Source organism: Achromobacter veterisilvae (assembly GCF_037619525.1).
Classification (GTDB): Bacteria; Pseudomonadota; Gammaproteobacteria; order Burkholderiales; family Burkholderiaceae_B; genus Achromobacter; species Achromobacter veterisilvae.
On sequence record NZ_CP148753.1, the window covers coordinates 4,243,045 to 4,261,067 of the forward strand.

The window sequence follows — 18,023 nt, forward strand, 5'->3', positions numbered from 1 at the left end:
TGTCATGCACTGCCTACCATGGCATCCATGACACACGACACACCCCTGCGCCATATCGAGACCCCCGACGAACTGCGGGCCTGCCTGCCGCTGATGCGCGAATTGCGTCCCCATCTGGCGGACGAGGCCGACTTCATCGAGCGCGTCGGCCGCATGCGCCATGAACGCTACCGCCTGCTGGCCGCCATGGAGGCCGGCCAGGCCGTGGCGCTGGCCGGCTACCGGTTCCAGGAAAACCTGATCTATGGCCGCTTTCTCTATGTGGACGACCTGGTCGTCTCGCCCGCTCGCCGGGGCCATCGCTGGGGCGCCCGGCTGCTGGAGGCCCTGGACGGCATCGCCCGCGACAGCGGCTGCGCCCAATTGGTGCTGGACACCGGCCTGGCCAACGCCCTGGCCCAGCGCTTCTATTTCCGATCCGGCCTGTTGACCAGCGCCATCCGATTCAGCAAGAAACCTGGAACTCCCGCCGTATGACCATCCTGCGCATCATCTGCAGCCCCCGCGGCCGCGCCTCCGAAAGCTATCGCCTGTCGCAACGCATCGTCGAGCGGATCGCCGGCGCGGCCGATGGGGCCGCGCCGTCCGTGACCGAACTGGACGCCACCGCCCTGCCCCACGTCGACCCCGACTACGCCGCCACCCTGAGCGCGCCGCAGGATCCGCCCGACGAGGTCCTGGAACGCGGCGCGCTGCGCCAATCCGCGGAATTGATCCGCTCGCTGCGCGACGCCAGCCACATCGTCATCGCCACGCCGATGCACAACTTCACGGTGCCGTCTTCGCTGAAGGCCTGGATCGATCACGTGGTGCGCGTGCGCCACACGTTCCGGATCACCGCCGAAGGCAAGCTGGGCAGCCTGTCCGACCGCCCGGTGTACGTCGCGATCTCGTCCGGCGGCGAGTTCTCGGAAAGCGGCGCGCAACGCCAGCCGGATTTCCTGACGCCCTATCTCCGGCACGTGCTGGGCACGATCGGGCTTGCGGACGTGACGTTCTTTTCCGTCCAGGGCACGGCCCGGGGCCCCGCGGCGCTGGAGGCGGCGCGGGCGAAGGCCGAGGCCGACATCGCGGCCCACGCGTTCGGCGCCCGCGCGATCGCGGCGTAGTGCGGGCGGGCCATTGCGGACTCACCAAGCCGGGCTCATCCCTATGGATACGCCCGCCGCGCAAGGGATTTCGGCCTTCCGGAGGATTTAATCGGGGCGCATTGACACTGCCGAATGACGGGCACTACGCTTTTCGCGGACCGCCTTCGCCCTAGGGCTTGCGGCCTATTCCTTCATTCGGGCTTTCGTGCAGGAGCGCGCCATGACCTTGCGTAGACCGGGCTTACTCGCCGCCATCGCCTTGGCCCTGTATGCGCTGGCGCTGCCGCGCGCCGACGCCGCGTGCAGCGACAGGAAGATCCAGTCCATGGCCGGCGACGGACGTTCGGTGAAAGCCATCGCCAAGGCCTGCAACATGCCCGCCGCCAAGGTGCGTGGCGTCATCGGGAAGGATGACGGCGACGCGCCGCCGCCGGCCGCCCGTCCCCAGGGGGCCCCACGGGCGGACAAGGCGGAACCGCCCGAGGCGGCCGGGAAGCTGCCCTCGGGCAGCGGCCTGGCCATGTGCGATTGCCAGGGCTCCGTGCCGTATGGCGCCAAGGCGTCCGAACTGCGCTGCCAGAGCGGCACGTCCATCGCCACGCCATGCGCGGGATACTGCCCGCCCAACGGCATCGCGCCCTGGCGGCGGATATGCAGTTGACCGGCGGCCGAGGGCGGCGCTGCAAAGCCCCCTGCGCCGCGGTCAATCCGCCCGGGCGGCCTCTTGCCCGGCCAGGCTGGCGCGGACCTGGTCGATGCGCAGGCCGTCGCGCCGGGTCACTTCGAAGCGCCAGTCGCGCCAGGGAATCGTCTCGCCGGCTTCGGGGATCCGCCCGCCCGCGCGCAGCAGGCAGCCCGCCAGCGTGGCGTCCGGATAGTCGTCGGCCAGCGCCGGCGCGTCCAGCAGGCGCGAGGCCTCGCCCACCGCGAGGCGTCCGTCCAGCAGCCATGAGCCGTCCGACAACTGCAACGCCTCGGGCCGGTCCTCCTGGTGCTCGGGCAGGTCGCCCGCCACCGCCGTCAGCACGTCCATGGGCGTGACCAGGCCTTCGCACACGCCGTGCTCGTCCACCACGATCAGCATGTGGTCGCGGCAGGCGCGCAGTTCGTCCAGCACCTTGAGCACCGGCGTGGTCTCCATCACGTAGCGCGGCTCGCGCGCCAACTCCACCAGGTCGATCGGGCCGGGGTTGCGCAGCAGTGGCAGCACGTCCTTGAAATGCAGCACGCCCAGCACGTTGGCCGGGTCGCGCGCGCACAGCGGCAGGCGCGAATGGCCAGTGCCGAACTTGCGCACGACGGTCTCGGGCGTATCGGCCACGTCCAGCCAGGCGATGTCGCCGCGTGGCACCATGATGGACCGCACGTCGCGTGCGCCGATGGACAGCACGCGTTCGATCATGGTGCTTTCCTCGGGCGCGAACGCGGGCTCGCCGCCGGCGCCGTCGACCAGCGCGATCATCTCGTCCGCCTGTCCGCCGTCCTGCCCCGCGGGCCGGGCGCGCAACAGGCGCAGCACGGCTTGCGCCGCGCGCTGCCGGCGGCCCAGGGCATGGGTGCCGCGGGCGCGGTTGCGGCGCGCCAACTGGTTGAACAGTTCGATCAGGATCGAGAAACCGATGGCGGCATACAGGTAGCCCTTGGGCACGTGGAAGCCCAGGCCTTCGGCCACCAGGCTGAAACCGATCATCAGCAGCAGGCCCAGGCACAGGATCACCACCGTCGGGTGGCGGGCCACGAAGCCCATCAGCGGACGGCTGGCCAGCATCATCACCGCCATCGCCAGCACCACCGCGATCATCATGATGCTCAGGTCCTGCACCATGCCCACGGCGGTGATCACGGAATCCAGCGAGAACACCGCGTCCAGCACCACGATCTGCAGGATCACCTGCCAGAACACCGCGTGCTGCGGCCGGTGGCCAGCGTCGTGCCCGGCGCCGCCCTCCACCCGTTCGTGCAGTTCCATCGTGCCCTTGAAAAGCAGGAACAGGCCGCCCAGGATCAGGATCAGGTCGCGGCCGGAGATCTCGGCGCCCAGCAGCGTGAAAAGGGGCTCGGTCAGGGTGACCACCCAGGCGATGCTGGCGAGCAGGCCCAGGCGCATGACCATCGCCAGCGTCAGGCCGATCATGCGGGCGCGGTTGCGCTGCGCGGGCGGCAGTTTGTCCGCCAGGATGGCGATGAACACCAGGTTGTCGATGCCCAGCACGATTTCAAGCACGACCAGGGTTGCCAGGCCCAGCCAGGCGGTGGGATCGGACATCCAATCGAAAATCATCAAGGTTCCACGGAAAGCGTGACGCGGCGCGACATGGCGCCGCCAGGATCGAAGGGGAAGGACGCGCGATGGGCGCAAGGCCTGCGGCACAGGCGCGCAAAGGCCCGCGGGGCGGCGCGCGGCGGAGCGCGGCAGCCCGGGCGCGGCAGGGCCGCCATGGACGGGAACGGATCGTGGGACAGGCTTGCGGCGGGCGCCGCGGCGATGCCGGGAGGGGGAGTCGGGCGCCGGCGCGGCGCCTTGTCAGAGGGAGGGTCGTCGGTCATAAATGGCGGACGGCGCCGGCTGCCGGGCGGCGTTGCGGCGGCGCATCCACCTTGCTCTCTTTCTTACTGGAACCTGAATACTACCTGAAACCTGGTTCGAACCGCGGGGAATGGCACGGAAAAATCCGGCTTTATCAGTGTTTACCCTGGCATTCGGCGAAGCCAGACGCTATACTGCCGCCACTTTCAACCCATCAAGAGATCAACGTGGACAACGACGGATGTAGTCGCAACACGACTGCAAGCGCCGCTTGACGCAGGATCCGCGGACCTGATCCGCGCCGGTCCTGCGCAAAGCCAGGAACCGGCACCCGGCCCCGATGCGTTCGGCATCCCGGCCCCCGCCCTCCCCCCTACCGCTTACCGACGCGATACGCCGGCCTTGCCGCGCGCGTATCCCGCCGGCCCGGCGGCGCATGCATGTGGCTCCCCACCGTGCTCCCCCCTCAAGGAGACGATCATGCGCATCAAGCAATTCCTGCCTTACCGATTCACCATCGTGAGCCTCGGCGCCACCCTGAACGCGCTGCGCAAGCAGCTTTACTACGAACTGCGGGACCTGGACCTGCGCGTGGTGGAGGTGCGCGTGTCGCGGGCGGACGCCAGCCAACTGGCCTCCACGGTCGTCACGCTGCGCTGCGCGCCCGAGCAGCGCAAGCAACTGGGCGCCATCGCCCTGCGGCTGGGCCAGAGCCCCGACGTGCGGCGTGTGCACTGGCAGCACGAGTCCGGCGCCGACATCGCCGTGCTGCCGGCCTGAGCGAAACAGGGAGAAGACGATGAAGAACTTCGAGAACATCCAATTCCTCACCCTGGCCAATACGCTGGTCAGCCTGCTTACCGCCTTCGTGCTGGGCTCCATCGTGGGCTTCGAACGCCAGTTCCGGCAGCGCACGGCCGGCCTGCGCACCAACGTGCTGGTGGCGGTGGGCGCGGCGATCTTCGTGGACATGGCGTTCCGGGTCGGCGGCGCCGACGGCGGCGCGCGCGTGATTTCCTACGTGGTGTCGGGCGTGGGCTTCCTGGGAGCGGGCGCCATCATGCGCGAAGGCGGCAGCATCCGCGGGCTGAACACCGCGGCCACGCTGTGGGGATCGGCCGCGATCGGCGCCTGCGCCGGCGCGTCGCTGATGCTGGAAGCCGTGGCGGCCACGGCGTTCGTGCTCGCGGCCAATACGTTGCTGCGGCCGGTCGTCAGCTACGTCAACCGCCAGCCGGTGGATGCGCAGACCACGGAAGTGACCACGGTCATCCACCTCATCGCGAAAATGGAAGACCGGCAGGCGGCCATGACCGTCCTGGAAGACGTGCTGGAATCCGAACAGTTGCCGCTGTCGGAACTGAAGATCGACCAGTTCGGCGAGCACGAAGTGGAGATCGAGGCGGCGCTGAGCGAAGCCTCGGTCGACGAGCTGGACCTGGACCGCGTGATCGCCGGCATCGCGGCCTCGCCCGCCGTGCGCACGGCATTCTGGGCGGCCCGCGCGGTATAAGGGCATAGCGGATCCCTGGGGGACGCCAGCAAGGAAAGGCTCTAGAATAGGCGCCGATCATGCGCCGTCCCCTGAGCTCCCTCGCCCGCAACGCCGCCAGCCTGTGGCTGGTGATGGCGCTGTTCGCGCTGAAGGCGATAGTGCCTCAGGGATTCATGCCCGCCACGCAGCAAGGCGGCGCGCTGATACAGCTATGTTCGGCCGCGGGCCCGATCTGGGTCGCGGGCCCGAGCAAGCCCGGCGACGCGCCCGACGAACGCCATGCGGCGCAAGCCGCGAGCTGCCCGACGGGCATCGCGCTGGCCGCGGTGGCGCTGCCGCCTTCGCCGGTGCTGCTGACCGCGGCGGCGGCCGCCATGACCCATCCGCTGGCCGCGCGGGCGCCGCCCGTCCTGGCCCGGTCCTCCGCCTTCGGCGGGCCTCTTGGGGCCCGCGCCCCGCCTTCCCTCCCGGTATCGCGCTAGATCCCGGCCGCGCTTGCGGCTGCAATCCCCAGCTTACCGAGAGTACCCATGTCTTCTTCTTCCGCCGGGACGCGCCGCGTCCCGAAGCGGCGCGCGGCCGTCTGGACCGCGCTCGCCTTCACGCCCGCGCTGGTTCCCGCGCACGCCCAGAACGCGCCCGTCGCCACCCTGCCCAGCATCTCCGTTTCGGGCGACGCGCCGCCCCTCACCCTGCTGGAACCGACCGGCACCGGCACGCTGCTCGGCCTGACGCCCTTCGAGACGCCGGCCAGCATCGAAATCATCAGCAACGAGCAACTGCGCGAACGCGGCGCCGCGACCGTCACCGACGCGATCACCCAGGCCGCCGGGATCAGCGCCATGCGCCATCCCGGCAACGGCGGCTCGTCCCTGTCTTCGCGCGGCTTCACCGATTCCAATTCGGTCGCCCAGTTGTACGACGGCGTGCGCCAGTACGGCGGCGTCGGGCAGACGTTCATCTACGATCCGTGGGCCGTGGACCGCATCGAGGTGCTGCGCGGCCCGGCCTCGGTGCTGTATGGCGAAGGTGCCATCGGCGGCGTGGTCAACGTCATCCCCAAGAAGCCCACCCGCGGGCCCATCGAGAACGAGATCCAGGCAACCGTGGGCACGCACGACACCCAGCGCCTGGGCTTCGGCAGCGGCGGCGCGCTGGACGATAAATGGTCGTACCGGCTGGACGTCAGCGGCAACCACAGCGACGCCGGCATCAGCCTGGGCGACTCGCGCGACGCCGCGGTCACCGCCGCGCTCAGGCTGGACGTGTCGCCCGAACTGAACTTCACGCTGACGCAGGCCTACGCCTGGCAGGAGCCCACCCGCTACTTCGGCACCCCGTTGATGGACGGCACGATGGACTACTCGCTGCGCAAGCAGAACTACAACGTGGCCGACAGCAAGATCATCTACCGCGACAGCCGGACCGAACTGAAGGCGGAATGGTCGCCCAATCCGGCCACCCAGGTCCGCAGCCGCGTGTACTACATCGGCAGCGACCGCGACTACCGCGACGCCGAGAACTACGCGTGGGTGCCCGGCGGCATGATCGAGCGCAGCGCCTACACCGATATCCGCCACGACCAGGAGCAGGCCGGGACCATCACCGACGCCACCTTCGACGGCCGTCTGCTGGGGCTGGCGAACAAGGTCGCGGTCGGGTTCGAACTGAACCGCGCCTCGCTCAAGCACACCAACAACTCCCCCTACTCCGGGACGTCGCTGGTGGATCCCTACGACGTGGACCACGGACGCTTCGTCAACGTCGCGGGCACCACGCCGCGCTACCGCAACACCGCCACCCAGTACGCGCTGTTCGCCGAAGACCGGCTGATGCTGACCCCCGCCTGGTCCGTGCTGGGCGGCCTGCGGTACGACCACATCGACCTGAAGCGGCGCGACCTGGTCGCCGACCAGACCGCGTTCCGCACCACCTTCACCAACGTCGGCTGGCGGGTCGGCACGGTCTACGACGTGCTGCCCACGCTGTCCGTCTACGGCCAGTACGCGCAGGCCGCGGACCCCATCGGCAGCCTGCTGCTGCTGTCGCCCGCCAACAAGGATTTCGAGCTGTCGGAGGGCAAGCAGGTGGAGGTCGGCGTCAAGCAGACGTTCTGGAACGGCAAGGGGCAATGGACGCTGGCGGCCTACCATATCCGCAAGAACAACCTGGTGACGCGCGATCCGAACGACCCGGCGCTGCGCATCCAGGTGGGCGAGCAATCCTCGCGCGGACTGGAAGCCACCCTGGGCGTGGAGCTGTCGCCCGCGTGGCGCCTGGATCTCAACGCAGTGGCGCTGCGGGCGCGCTATGACGACTTCAACGAATCCGTCAATGGGGTCAGCGTATCGCGCAACGGCAACGTGCCCACGGACGTGCCCGAACGCGTGGCGAACGCCTGGATTAGCTGGAAGTTCGCGCCTCAGTGGACGGCCAGCGCGGGCCTGCGCTACGTGGGCAAGCGCTACGCCGACGCGGCCAACCGGCTGGAGATGGCGGGCTACACCACGACCAACCTGGCGCTGCAATGGGAACCCCGGCGCGACCTGAGCCTGGCCCTGCGCGCGTTCAATGTGTTCGACCGCCAGTACGCGGAAACCGCGTACTACAACCAGACGCAGTGGCTGTTGGGCGAAGGCCGCCGCGTGGAGCTGAGCGCGAACTACCGGTTCTGAGGCCCGGCTTCTCAGGCCGCCTGGCGCAAGGCGGCCACGGCCGGGTCCCAGCGGCGGCCCGGCACGGCCGCCAGCAGCGCCTGGGTGTAGGGATGCGAAGGCTGGCCGAACACCTGCGCGCACGGCCCTTCTTCCACCACGCGGCCGTCCTTCATCACCGCGACGTCGTCGCAGACCTGCGCGGCCACGCGCAGATCGTGGGTGATGAACAGGATGGACAGGCCCAGTTGTTCGCGCAGCCGCGCCAGCAGGGCCAGCACCTGGGCCTGGACCGACACGTCCAGGGCGGACACCGGCTCGTCCGCGATCAGCACCTGCGGACGCATGGCCAGCGCCCGCGCCAGCCCGATCCGCTGGCGCTGGCCGCCCGAGAACTCGTGCGGATAGCGCCGCAGGGCATCGGGCGACAGGCCCACCAGTTCGAACAATTCGCGGGTGCGCGCCAGCGCTTCGGCCCGCGACGCGCCGTGCACGATGGGCCCGCGCGAGACGATCTCGCCCACGCGCTGGCGGGGATTCAAGGAGCCGTAGGGATCCTGGAACACCATTTGCACGCGCCTGGCGTGGGCGAGCCGCGCCGCGGCGCCCTTGAGCGCCAGGGGTTCGCCGTCCAGCGTGATGCCGCCCGCGTCGGGCAGTGCCAGGCCGAGCAAGGTCCGCGCCAGCGTGGACTTGCCGGATCCGCTTTCGCCGACGATGCCCAGGGTGGCGCCCTGGCGCAGGGTCAGCGTCACATCGTCCAGCGCGCGGGTTTCCCGGCCGGGGCGGCCCAGCCAGCCGCGCTTGCGGTAGGTCTTGGACAGGCCCTGCGTGCGCAGGATGGCCGGCGCGCCGGCATCTGGCGCGGGGCGCGTGGCGCTGGCGGCCAGCGGCGGCACCGCGCCGATCAGGGCGCGCGTGTAGGGATGCCGGGGATGCTCCAGCACCTGCTGCGCCGTTCCGCTTTCCACCAGTTCGCCGCGCTGCATCACGGCGACGCGGTCGGCGATCTCGGCGACCACGCCGAAGTCATGGGTAATGAACAGCACGGCCGTGCCCTTGCGGCGCTGCAGGTCGTGGATCAGGTGCAGGATCTGCGCCTGCGTCGTGACGTCCAGCGCCGTGGTCGGTTCGTCGGCGATCAGCAGCGCGGGTTCCAGCGCCAGCGCCATGGCGATCATGGCGCGCTGGCGCTGCCCGCCGGACAGTTCGTGCGGGTACGCGCCCAGCGCCCGCGCCGGATCCGGCAGGCGCACCGATTCCAGCAGGTCCAGCGTGCGCCGCCGGATCTCGGCGCGCGGCAGGCGCGTATGCGTGCGGAAGACTTCGGCGATCTGGTCGCCGATCGTGCGCAAGGGGTTCAGCGCCGTCATCGGCTCCTGGAAGATCATGCCGATGCGCTTGCCCCGCAGGCGGCGCAGCGCGTCGGGCGGCAGCCGCAGCAGGTCCTGCCCCTCCCAGAGCACCTGTCCGGCGCTGGCGCGGACGCCCTGCGGCAGCAGCCCCAGGATGGCGCCGGCCGTCAGGGACTTGCCCGAGCCGCTTTCGCCCACCACGCACAGGATTTCGCCGGCGTGCGCCGACAGCGACAGGCTTTTGATCGCATGCGGCCTGTCGGCGCCCGGCGGCAGGTCCACGGTGAGATTGTCGATGCGCAGCAATTCGGCCATGAGCGTTCCGCAGGAAGGAAGCTGGGAATCATAGGCGCGGCCGCGCCGGCTTGGGAAATGCGCTTTTCGCATTTGCTCATGCGGATCCCGGCGGCGCGTTACGGCCGCTTACCCGCCGGGCACGCGGCTTGCTCCGCCGTCGGGATCGCCTTTCCCGGAGCCCCCATGGCCGCCTCGCATTACATCGACGCCACCACGCTGACCGTGCTGACGGTCAACACCCACAAGGGCTTCACCAGCTTCAACCGCCGCTTCATGCTGCATGAACTGCGCGATGCCCTGCGCGAGGCCGGCCCCGATATCGTCTTCCTGCAGGAGGTCCTGGGCGAACACCAGGGACACGCCGAGCGCCATCAGGCCTGGCCCGCGCTGTCGCAGTACGAATTCCTGGCCGACACGCTGTGGACCGATTTCGCCTATGGCCGCAACGCCGTCTACCCCGCGGGCCACCATGGCAACGCCATCCTGTCGCGCTACCCCATCGAGCGCTATGAGAACCACGACGTCAGCATGGACGGCCACGAACGCCGCGGCGTGCTGCATTGCGTGCTGCGGCTGCCTGCGCTGCCCACGCCCGTGCACGCGATCTGCGTGCATCTGGGGCTGCTGGAACGGCACAGGGGCCGGCAACTGGCCCGCCTGTGCGAACTGGTGGCCCACGGCGTGCCGGCCGGCGAGCCGCTGCTGATCGCCGGCGATTTCAACGATTGGCGGCTGCGCGCCGACGGCGCGATGCGCGACTGCGGCACGCGCGAAGTGTTCACCTCGCGCCTCGGGCGGCCCGCGCGCACCTTTCCCGCGCGCTGGCCCCTGCTGCGGCTGGACCGCATCTATGTGCGCGGCGTCCGCGACTGGCAGCCGGTGCCGCTGGCCTCGCGCGTGTGGTCGCGCCTGTCCGACCACGTGCCGATCTGCGCGGAGATTGCGCTATGAACCTGTGCTGGCGCGAACACAACCGGTACACGCTGCTGGAGAACGGCACCGGCTACTTCCCCGCCGTGCTGGAGGCGATCGCCGGCGCGCGCGAGGAGGTGCTGGTCGAGACCTTCATCCTCTTCGACGACGCCGTGGGACAGGAGATCCAGCGCGCCTTGATCGCGGCGGCCCGCCGCGGCGTGAGCGTGGACCTGACGGTGGACGGCTACGGTTCCGACGAGCTGGGCGAGGCCTTCGTGGGCGCCATGACCGAAAGCGGCATCCGCGTCCATGTCTTCGATCCGCGTCCGCGGTTCCTGGGCGTGCGCACCAATGTGTTCCGCCGCATGCACCGCAAGATCGTCGCCGTGGACCGCCGCCATGCCTTCGTGGGCGGCATCAATTTCTCGGCGGACCACCTGCCCGACTACGGCCCGGAGGCCAAGCAGGACTACGCCGTGCGGATCGAGGGCCCGCTGGCCGCGGACATCGCGGACTACGCGCGCGCCGCGCTGGCCGGCGGCCGGCCGCGGCGGCTGGGCCGCCGGCCGGCGCGCTGGGATCCGATGCCGGCGGGCGACGGCGGCGGCCGCCTGGTCGTGCGCGACAACGTGGAGCACCGGACCGATATCGAACGCTATTACCGGGCGGGCGTGCGGGCGGCCCGGCACGACGTGCTGATCGCCAACGCCTACTTCTTTCCCGGCTACCAACTGCTGCGCGACCTGGCCAACGCCGCCCGCCGGGGAGTGCGGGTCAGGCTCCTGTTGCAGGGCGAACCCGACGTGCTGGTCGCCCGGCTGGCGGCCTCCATGCTGTACGACTACCTGATCGACGCCGGCGTGGAAATCTACGAATACTGCAAGCGGCCGCTGCATGGCAAGGTCGCCTGCGTCGATGGCGATTGGGCGACGGTGGGCTCCAGCAACCTGGATCCGCTGAGCCTGGCGCTGAATCTGGAGGCCAATGTGGTGGCGCGCGACACCGGGCTGAACACCGCCCTGCGCCGTAGCCTGGACCGGCTCATCGAACAGGATTGCCGGCAGATCGCGCTGCCCGCGAACTCGACCCGGCGGCTGCGGCGCCTGTGGATCGGCGTCGTGGTGTTCCACTTCCTGCGGCGCTTCCCGGCTTGGGCGGGCAGCCTGCCCGCCCACAAACCCCGCCTGCAATCCCTGCCGATGGCGGCCGAAAGGGAGACCGCATGAGAGTGTTCCGATCCACGCTGACGCGGGCCCTGCGGCACCGCTGGCCCCGGCTCAAGCGGGCCCTGCCCGCGCTGGTCCTGATCGTGGTGGCGGGATTGCTGATCCACTTCGGCCGCGCCGTCGATTGGCCGCAGGTCTGGATCTCGATGCGCAGGATTCCGGCCGGCGCCATCGCCCTGGCATCCGGCCTCGTCGTGGCGGGGTACCTGGCCTACGGCGCCATGGACTTGCTGGCCAAGCGCTACACGCGCCACACCTTGCCCTGGCCCAAGACGCTGGGCGTGGCCATGATGAGCTACGCCCTGAACCTGAACCTGGGCGTGCTGGTCGGCGGACTGGGCGCGCGCCTGCGCCTGTACGCCCGACTGGGCTGCCGCAAGTCGGTCGCCACCCGGGTCGCGCTGTTCTCGGCCGCGTCGAACTGGATCGGCTACGGCTGGCTGGCCGGCGCCCTGTTCCTCATGGGGGCCGTGCCGGTTCCGCAAGGCTGGGGCATCGGCCCGAACGTGCTGCGCCTGCCCGGCGCGGCGCTGCTGGCGCTGGCCGCCGCCTACGTGGTCTTCTGCGCCCGGGCGCGCCGCCGGACCTGGACGTGGATGGGGCAGCACGCGGCCCTGCCGGGCGCCGGCATGGCCGTCGCCCAAAGCGCCGTGGCCGTCCTGTCGTGGGCCATCATGGGCGCCATCGTCTATGTGCTGCTGCAAGGCAAGGCGAGCTACCCGGCGGTGCTGGGCGTTCTGCTGTGCACCAGCTTCGCCGCCGTCGTCATCCGCGTGCCGGGCGGGCTGGGCACCACCGAAGCGATCTTCGTGGCGGCGCTGGCGCCGCGGATCCCGGCGCACGAAGTGCTGGGCGCCGCGCTCGTCTACCGGGCACTCTATGCCTTCGCGCCCCTGTGCCTGGCGTTGCTGGCCTTTTCGCTGGCCGAACTGCGATTGCGGCGCGGGCGGCGCGCGGCGCCCGCGGCGGCGGCCCGCCCGGACCCGCCGGGCAAACCCGCCGAGGCGCCGTTCAGGGCTTCGGACTGAGCAGGTCCGACAAGGCGTTCCCCAGTTCCTTCACCGCGCCCGTCACGCCTTCGGCCGCGCCCTCGGCGCCCACGCCGACGGCATGGGCGAATCCCTGGGCCACCTGGGCGGAAAAGCCCCGGGTCACCGAGAACTTCGGATTGTCCAGGTTGCCCGCCAGCGAGAAATCGAAACGCAGCGCGCCGGTATTGTCCTTGAGCGCGGCCAGCACCGCCTTGCGGGGCAGCGAGAACAGCGCGCCCTCCCCGCTGAACTTCAGGCCGTGCAAGGCCACGGCGCCCGAGGCGCGCAGTTCGCGGTGGGCGATGGCGGTCTTCATGTCCAGGTCCATCGTGCCCGCGGCGAGCGACCCCGCGCCATTGTCCGCCAGGTACGGCGCCGCGTGGCGGATGTCCATGTTGCGCACGCTGACCTTGATGTCCGCGTCCGTGCCGCCCACGACCAGCCAGCCCTCGGCGCGCACGGTGGCCTTTCCGCCGCGCTGCGCGTCGATATCGCCGCTGAACTCCATGTCGCTGCGCTCGCCGTTCCCCGGAATGGCCACGGGGCGCAGGCGCGCCTGGACGCCGGTGAACGGAATCCGGTGCGGAGGCTTGGAAACCGCCGCGTCCTCGAACGTCAGGCGGCCGTCGCGCAGCGCCAGGTCATCGATCCGGATGGCCGCCGCGCGGCGCGCACCGCCTTCGCCGCGTTCGCCGGTGCGCAGCGCGGACTGCAAGGCCGGAGCGATGTTCATGCCGCCGTCCGCCTCGCGCACGACCGCGAAATCGAAGCCTTCGACGACCACGCGCCTGAACACGGCCTCCTGCCGGAGCAAGGCCGACCAGTCGGGTTCCAGCACGATGCGGCGCGCCCGCGCGTCCGCCATGCCGGGGCCGCCGGTCACCGCCACGTCCCGCAGCACCACCTGGGTGAATCCGACCCGCACGTCGGCAACCTGGCCGCGCGGGCCCAGCATGCTGGCGATGCGCTGCTCGGCGATGCGGACCGCGGCGAACGCCAGGACGGCAGCCACCGCGGCCAGCAGGACCACGACCGCCAGGGCGTTGCCCCAGGGCGACCGGCCGCCTCGCGAGACTGCGTTCATGCTCATCGAGCGCTCCCGAAATTAAGGTTGAGGCCGGTGCGCCGGACTCCGCTTCCGCGCAGCCTTGCGCCCGGCACAACCTGTGCATCGTCCTGGATCCGCCCCGGATCATCAATGGGCAAAAAGGATGAGGCGCGCCCGCCTTCAGCGGCGCCGGTGGTCGGACATCAGGCAGGCGCCGGCCAGCACGCCGATCAGCACCGCGCCGGCCATGCTCTTCCAGGCGTTCTGATGCACGTATTCGTCGGCGGCCTGCGACGCGTCCCGGGCGCGGTCCCAGGCGGCCCGCTCCCAGCCCTTGGCCTGTTCGCGCGCGGCTTCCAGTTGCTGCTTGAGCCGGTCCCGGGCCGATTCTATCTCGGATCCGCCATAGCTGGCCGTGCTGCGCAAGAGCGCCTCGGTCCCGGATATCAGTTCCCGGACCGTACGCGCGGAACTGTCCGCCGGATGGAACACGTCGCGCAATCTTTCATGCTTGCTCATAGGGTCTCCTTGGAAAACTCCGCTTCCGGCTCCGCCCGGCGCGGTTGCGGGCAGCGTCCGCAAGCGGCGTGCCCGCCAGCCGGTCGATGCCCGGCGTCTGCTGCGGATCCAGGCCGGGCAAGGGGTTGGGCAGGCTGTCGGGCGGCCAGTGGCCGTGCTTGTCCGTCTTGCGGCCCGAGGGATCGGGCGGCTGCTGCTCGGCCGGGCTCTGGTCCGGGGCGGGACGGCCGCCTTCTCCGGGCCGCGACGGGGTGGGCGATGTGGGCTCTGCCATGATGGACTCCTGAACGGTACGCAAAGCGGGGGAATGGCGCCGGCGGGCTCAGCCCGCCCACCATTGCTTGATCGTGGCGCGCAGCGCCGCGCCGCCCGCCGCCGCGTCTTCCTTGCGCAGCGCGCGGACATAGGCGCCGACCTGCTTGGCCGGTATGTGCGGCGGCAGCGGCGGCATTTCGGGGTCGGTCACCATCTCCAGCACCACGGGCCTGTCCGCCGCCCAGGCCCGGTCCCAGGCGGGGCCCACGTCGTCGGGCCTGTCGACGCGCATGCCTTCCAGGCCCAGCAGGCGGCCGTAGTCGGCGTAGGAAAACTCGGGCAGCCATTGCGAGTCCGCGAAACGCGGATCGCCGCCCATGACGCGTTGCTCCCAGGTCACCAGGTTGAGGTCGCCGTTGTTCAGCACCATGACGATCAGCCTGGGGTCCGCCCAGTCCTTCCAGCGGTGGGCGATGGTGATGAGTTCGTTGATGCCCAGCATCTGCATCGCGCCGTCGCCCACCAGCGCGACCACGGGCCGGTCCGGATAGGCCAGCTTGGCGGCCAGCGCATAAGGCACGCCGCAGCCCATCGTGGCCAGGCCGCCCGAGAGCGACGCCATCATGCCTTCCCGCAGGTCCACGTCCCGCGCGTACCAGTTCGCGGCGGACCCCGAATCGCAGGTGACGATGCATTGCGCGGGCAGCCGCTGCGACAGTTCCAGGAAGGCGCGCTGCGGGTTGAGCGGCCGGGCCTCGACCATCGCGCGCTCGCGCACGGTGCGGCGCCAGCGCGCCACCTGCTTTTCGATGCGCTCGCGCCAGCGGCGCGCCGTTTTCCGCTCCAGCATCGGGATCAGGGCCTGCAGGGTCAGCCGGCTGTCGCCGACCAGGCCCACTTCCACGGGGTAGCGCAGGCTGAGCTTGCGTCCGTCGCGGTCGATCTGCACCGCCCGCGCCTGGCCTTCGCGCGGCAGGAATTCCGAATACGGGAACGAGGTGCCCACCATCAGCAAGGTGTCGCACTCGTTCATCATGTCCCAACTGGGCTGCGTGCCCAGCAGGCCGATGCAGCCCGTCACGTACGGCAGGCCGTCGGGCACCGCCGCCTTGCCCAGCAAGGCCTTGGCCACGCCGGCGCCCAGCAGCTCGGCCGCCTGGCAGACCTCCGGCCCGGCCTCCAGGGCGCCCGCGCCCACCAGCATGGCGACCCGCTCCCCGCGGTTGAGGATGTCGGCCGCGTTGCGCAGGGCGGCCTCGCCGGGCACGCCCGCGTGCGAGGTCAGGCCGATGCCGGTGGGGACCATGCCGTGTTCGCGCGGCGGCGACTCCACGGCCGGCAAATCCTGCACGTCGTTTGGAAAAATGACGCAGGTGACGCCGCGCCGCTCCATGGCGATCCGCAAGGCGCGGTCGATCATGTGGCGGGCTTGCTCGGCGCTGGCCGCCATGTGCACGAAATCGTGCGCCACGTCCTTGAACAGGCTGATCAGGTCGACCTCCTGCTGGTAATCGCCGCCCAGCGCGCTGCGGGCCTGCTGGCCGACCAGCGCCACCACCGGCTGGTGATCGAGCTTGGCGTCGTACAGGCCGTTGAGCAGATGGATCGCGCCGGGGCCCGAGGTCGCCAGGCAGACGCCGACCTGTCCCGTGAACTTGGCGTGCGCGCACGCCATGAACGCGGCGCTCTCTTCGTGGCGGGCCTGTATGAATTCCAGCGGCGCCTCCGTCCGGCCGAAGGCGCCGATCAGGCCGTTGATCCCGTCGCCGGGATAGCCGTAGACCCTTTTGACCCCCCACTGCGTGAGTCTTTCGAGGACGAAGTCCGACACAGTTTTCATACCCTTCTCCCGATGTGGACGGCGCAAGGCCATGGGAAAGGGACAGCAAGCCCCATGCCGGAGCCTGCCCGCGCCCGATCGGATACATAGGGAAACATCGCGGGCGCCGGTTGAACGCGGCGCCCGGGCACGGCGCTTGCGCCTGAAACGGCTTCGGCGGACGCGTCGCTTTTTTTCCGGCGCGTCGCAACTCACCGGGAGCAGGCATGGCGAAGATCAGAACCCTGATAGTGGCGGGCGAGGCGTTTCCCCTGGCCAAGACGGGCGGCCTGGGAGACGCCATCACGGGAATGGCGCGGGCGCTGGCGCAGGCCGGCATTCCGCTGACCGTGCTGCTGCCCGCCTACCGCGGCGTGCGGGCCCGCCTGAAGCGGGTCCGCGAGGTGGCTCCCCTGCACAATCTCCCCGGCGGCGACGCAAGGCTGATCGCGGGAACCTGCCCGCAATCGGGGCTGGATTTCCTGCTGCTGGAGAACGACGCGCTCTACGACCGGGCCGGCATCTACCTGGACGAACAGGGCTGCGAGTACGGCGACAACGCAGTGCGCTACGCGGCCCTGGCGCACGCGGCGGCGCGCGTGGCCGGCGGCCTTCCGGGCATCGTCCGCCCGAATCTGGTGCACGCGCACGATTGGCACGCGGGGCTGGTGCCGCTGCTGCTGCGCGCCCAGGGCCTGCGCGATACCCGAAGCGTCATGACGATCCACAACCTGGCGTTCCAGGGCCAGTTCCCGCTGGAATGCGCGGCGGCGCTGGGCATTCCGGAACGCTGCCGCGGCAGCGACGGCGCCGCCGCCTGGGGCCGGCTGAACTTCCTGAAGGCCGGCATCCGCTACGCGGACCGCGTCACCACCGTCAGCCACACCTACGCCCGCGAGATCATGACGCCGGCCTTCGGCTGCGGCCTGGACGATCTGTTGCGCCAGCGCGCGGGGGACCTGCTGCCCATTCCCAACGGCATCGACGACATACTGTGGAACCCGGCCAGGGATCCGCAACTGGGCGCCCTGCGCTTCTCGGTCCGCGACCTGTCCAACAAGGCGCGCTGCAAGGCCGCCCTCCAGCACGAATACGGACTGGAAGCGGCGGCGGGCACGGCGCTGGTGGCCATGGGCAGCCGCCTGACCGAACAGAAGATGGCGGACGTGGCCGTGCAGGCCTTGCCCGAGGCGCTGGAACGCCATCCGGAATTGCAGGTCGCCATCCTGGGCCGGGGCGACCGGCGCCTGGAAGACGCGCTGCAGGAGCTGGCCCGGCGCTACCCGGGACGCTGCGCCGCCCACATCGGCTATGACGAAGCGGCCGCCCACCGTCTGCATGCCGGTTCCGACATCCTGCTGCACGCCAGCCGCTTCGAACCTTTCGGCCTGACGCCGCTGTACGCCATGCGCTACGGCGCGCTGCCCATCGGTTCGCGGGTCGGCGGCATGGCCGACACCATCGAGGATCCGGGGCCGCGCGCGCCGCTCTCCGCGATGGCGTCCGCCAACGGCCTGCTGTTCGACGGGGACAGCCCCGCGGCGATGTGCGAGGCGATCGCGCGCGCGGTGCATTTGCGCGAGCACGCCTTGCTGTGGCGGGCCATGCAGCGCAACGCGATGAGCGCCGATTTCAGTTGGCGCTCCGCCATCGGCCTGTATGCCAGCCTGTACCGGTCCCTGACCGGTCCCGACGCCCGCGACGCCGTTGCGGCGCGTGCCGACCGCGCCCTCGGCGCCGCCTTGGGCGCGCGGCAACAGTCCGGCAGCGCCATGCCGGCGCCCGTCTAGG

17 protein-coding genes are annotated in these 18,023 nt (G+C 70.5%); 11 read left to right on the forward strand and 6 right to left on the reverse strand.

Annotated features, from left to right (window positions below; genetic code table 11):
• The first annotated feature begins 18 nt into the window (after window positions 1-18).
• From WHX56_RS19730 to WHX56_RS19740, 3 genes are all read left to right on the forward strand, one after another.
• Window positions 19-477 carry a GNAT family N-acetyltransferase gene (locus WHX56_RS19730; protein WP_422393608.1) on the forward strand — a complete coding sequence of 153 codons (459 nt, stop codon included), beginning with the start codon at window positions 19-21 and terminating at the stop codon, window positions 475-477.
• Window positions 474-1,109 carry an FMN-dependent NADH-azoreductase gene (locus WHX56_RS19735; RefSeq protein WP_338878742.1) on the forward strand — a complete coding sequence of 212 codons (636 nt, stop codon included), beginning with the start codon at window positions 474-476 and terminating at the stop codon, window positions 1,107-1,109. The genes WHX56_RS19730 and WHX56_RS19735 overlap by 4 nt, the downstream gene beginning before the upstream one ends.
• A gap of 202 nt (window positions 1,110-1,311) precedes the next feature.
• Entirely contained in the window at window positions 1,312-1,752 is a 441-nt protein-coding gene (locus WHX56_RS19740; protein WP_338878743.1) for a hypothetical protein, read from the forward strand.
• Between the two features lie 42 nt (window positions 1,753-1,794).
• Here WHX56_RS19740 and WHX56_RS19745 read toward each other — a convergent pair whose 3' ends face one another.
• Window positions 1,795-3,372, reverse strand: a complete 1,578-nt coding sequence (locus WHX56_RS19745) for a TerC family protein (protein ID WP_338878744.1) — start codon at window positions 3,370-3,372, stop codon at window positions 1,795-1,797.
• Between the two features lie 726 nt (window positions 3,373-4,098).
• Here WHX56_RS19745 and WHX56_RS19750 point away from each other — a divergent pair.
• Genes WHX56_RS19750 through WHX56_RS19765 form a run of 4 tightly spaced genes read left to right on the forward strand, consistent with a single transcriptional unit; the run spans window position 4,099 to window position 7,788 of the window.
• The gene (locus WHX56_RS19750) at window positions 4,099-4,398 is read left to right on the forward strand and encodes a hypothetical protein (protein ID WP_244235156.1); all 300 of its coding nucleotides are present in this window, start codon (window positions 4,099-4,101) and stop codon (window positions 4,396-4,398) included.
• A 19-nt stretch (window positions 4,399-4,417) separates the two neighbouring features.
• Window positions 4,418-5,131 carry an MgtC/SapB family protein gene (locus WHX56_RS19755; protein ID WP_338878745.1) on the forward strand — a complete coding sequence of 238 codons (714 nt, stop codon included), beginning with the start codon at window positions 4,418-4,420 and terminating at the stop codon, window positions 5,129-5,131.
• 59 nt (window positions 5,132-5,190) lie between these two features.
• Window positions 5,191-5,595 carry a DUF2946 family protein gene (locus tag WHX56_RS19760; RefSeq protein WP_129245304.1) on the forward strand — a complete coding sequence of 135 codons (405 nt, stop codon included), beginning with the start codon at window positions 5,191-5,193 and terminating at the stop codon, window positions 5,593-5,595.
• Window positions 5,596-5,643: 48 nt separating this feature from the next.
• The gene (locus tag WHX56_RS19765; RefSeq protein ID WP_338878746.1) at window positions 5,644-7,788 is read left to right on the forward strand and encodes a TonB-dependent receptor; all 2,145 of its coding nucleotides are present in this window, start codon (window positions 5,644-5,646) and stop codon (window positions 7,786-7,788) included.
• Window positions 7,789-7,799: 11 nt separating this feature from the next.
• Here WHX56_RS19765 and WHX56_RS19770 read toward each other — a convergent pair whose 3' ends face one another.
• Window positions 7,800-9,437, reverse strand: a complete 1,638-nt coding sequence (locus WHX56_RS19770) for an ABC transporter ATP-binding protein (RefSeq protein WP_338878747.1) — start codon at window positions 9,435-9,437, stop codon at window positions 7,800-7,802.
• A 165-nt stretch (window positions 9,438-9,602) separates the two neighbouring features.
• Here WHX56_RS19770 and WHX56_RS19775 point away from each other — a divergent pair, with 165 nt between their 5' ends.
• The 3 genes from WHX56_RS19775 to WHX56_RS19785 are packed head-to-tail and all read left to right on the forward strand — an operon-like array spanning window position 9,603 to window position 12,588.
• A complete protein-coding gene (locus WHX56_RS19775; RefSeq protein WP_338878748.1) occupies window positions 9,603-10,370 on the forward strand; it encodes an endonuclease/exonuclease/phosphatase family protein in 768 nt (255 codons plus the stop codon).
• The gene (gene clsB / locus WHX56_RS19780; RefSeq protein WP_338878749.1) at window positions 10,367-11,560 is read left to right on the forward strand and encodes a cardiolipin synthase ClsB; all 1,194 of its coding nucleotides are present in this window, start codon (window positions 10,367-10,369) and stop codon (window positions 11,558-11,560) included. Before WHX56_RS19775 ends, clsB begins: the two co-directional genes overlap by 4 nt.
• A complete protein-coding gene (locus tag WHX56_RS19785) occupies window positions 11,557-12,588 on the forward strand; it encodes a lysylphosphatidylglycerol synthase domain-containing protein (RefSeq protein WP_338878750.1) in 1,032 nt (343 codons plus the stop codon). Before clsB ends, WHX56_RS19785 begins: the two co-directional genes overlap by 4 nt.
• Here WHX56_RS19785 and WHX56_RS19790 read toward each other — a convergent pair.
• The 4 genes from WHX56_RS19790 to WHX56_RS19805 all read right to left on the reverse strand — a co-directional run bounded on the left by WHX56_RS19790 (window position 12,572) and on the right by WHX56_RS19805 (window position 16,253).
• The gene (locus tag WHX56_RS19790) at window positions 12,572-13,681 is read right to left on the reverse strand and encodes a DUF748 domain-containing protein (protein WP_338878751.1); all 1,110 of its coding nucleotides are present in this window, start codon (window positions 13,679-13,681) and stop codon (window positions 12,572-12,574) included. The genes WHX56_RS19785 and WHX56_RS19790 overlap by 17 nt on opposite strands.
• A 138-nt stretch (window positions 13,682-13,819) precedes the next feature.
• Window positions 13,820-14,158, reverse strand: a complete 339-nt coding sequence (locus WHX56_RS19795; RefSeq protein WP_129245292.1) for a DUF883 family protein — start codon at window positions 14,156-14,158, stop codon at window positions 13,820-13,822.
• On the reverse strand, window positions 14,145-14,432 hold the full coding sequence (locus tag WHX56_RS19800; RefSeq protein WP_338878752.1) for a hypothetical protein: 288 nt from the start codon (window positions 14,430-14,432) through the stop codon (window positions 14,145-14,147). The genes WHX56_RS19795 and WHX56_RS19800 overlap by 14 nt, the downstream gene beginning before the upstream one ends.
• 48 nt (window positions 14,433-14,480) lie before the next feature.
• On the reverse strand, window positions 14,481-16,253 hold the full coding sequence (locus WHX56_RS19805) for a thiamine pyrophosphate-requiring protein (RefSeq protein ID WP_129245290.1): 1,773 nt from the start codon (window positions 16,251-16,253) through the stop codon (window positions 14,481-14,483).
• A gap of 206 nt (window positions 16,254-16,459) precedes the next feature.
• Here WHX56_RS19805 and glgA point away from each other — a divergent pair, with 206 nt between their 5' ends.
• Entirely contained in the window at window positions 16,460-18,022 is a 1,563-nt protein-coding gene (glgA, locus tag WHX56_RS19810) for a glycogen synthase GlgA (protein WP_338878753.1), read from the forward strand.
• Window position 18,023: the final 1 nt, after the last annotated feature.

What these genes read in the sequence shown, in the direction of transcription:
- WHX56_RS19730 (WP_422393608.1), top strand. Translation starts at nt 19, where the DNA reads ATGGCATCCATGACACACGACACACCCCTGCGCCATATCGAGACCCCC.
- WHX56_RS19735 (WP_338878742.1), top strand. Translation starts at nt 474, where the DNA reads ATGACCATCCTGCGCATCATCTGCAGCCCCCGCGGCCGCGCCTCCGAA.
- WHX56_RS19740 (WP_338878743.1), top strand. Translation starts at nt 1,312, where the DNA reads ATGACCTTGCGTAGACCGGGCTTACTCGCCGCCATCGCCTTGGCCCTG.
- WHX56_RS19745 (WP_338878744.1), bottom strand. Translation starts at nt 3,372, where the DNA reads ATGATTTTCGATTGGATGTCCGATCCCACCGCCTGGCTGGGCCTGGCA.
- WHX56_RS19750 (WP_244235156.1), top strand. Translation starts at nt 4,099, where the DNA reads ATGCGCATCAAGCAATTCCTGCCTTACCGATTCACCATCGTGAGCCTC.
- WHX56_RS19755 (WP_338878745.1), top strand. Translation starts at nt 4,418, where the DNA reads ATGAAGAACTTCGAGAACATCCAATTCCTCACCCTGGCCAATACGCTG.
- WHX56_RS19760 (WP_129245304.1), top strand. Translation starts at nt 5,191, where the DNA reads ATGCGCCGTCCCCTGAGCTCCCTCGCCCGCAACGCCGCCAGCCTGTGG.
- WHX56_RS19765 (WP_338878746.1), top strand. Translation starts at nt 5,644, where the DNA reads ATGTCTTCTTCTTCCGCCGGGACGCGCCGCGTCCCGAAGCGGCGCGCG.
- WHX56_RS19770 (WP_338878747.1), bottom strand. Translation starts at nt 9,437, where the DNA reads ATGGCCGAATTGCTGCGCATCGACAATCTCACCGTGGACCTGCCGCCG.
- WHX56_RS19775 (WP_338878748.1), top strand. Translation starts at nt 9,603, where the DNA reads ATGGCCGCCTCGCATTACATCGACGCCACCACGCTGACCGTGCTGACG.
- clsB (WP_338878749.1), top strand. Translation starts at nt 10,367, where the DNA reads ATGAACCTGTGCTGGCGCGAACACAACCGGTACACGCTGCTGGAGAAC.
- WHX56_RS19785 (WP_338878750.1), top strand. Translation starts at nt 11,557, where the DNA reads ATGAGAGTGTTCCGATCCACGCTGACGCGGGCCCTGCGGCACCGCTGG.
- WHX56_RS19790 (WP_338878751.1), bottom strand. Translation starts at nt 13,681, where the DNA reads ATGAGCATGAACGCAGTCTCGCGAGGCGGCCGGTCGCCCTGGGGCAAC.
- WHX56_RS19795 (WP_129245292.1), bottom strand. Translation starts at nt 14,158, where the DNA reads ATGAGCAAGCATGAAAGATTGCGCGACGTGTTCCATCCGGCGGACAGT.
- WHX56_RS19800 (WP_338878752.1), bottom strand. Translation starts at nt 14,432, where the DNA reads ATGGCAGAGCCCACATCGCCCACCCCGTCGCGGCCCGGAGAAGGCGGC.
- WHX56_RS19805 (WP_129245290.1), bottom strand. Translation starts at nt 16,253, where the DNA reads ATGAAAACTGTGTCGGACTTCGTCCTCGAAAGACTCACGCAGTGGGGG.
- glgA (WP_338878753.1), top strand. Translation starts at nt 16,460, where the DNA reads ATGGCGAAGATCAGAACCCTGATAGTGGCGGGCGAGGCGTTTCCCCTG.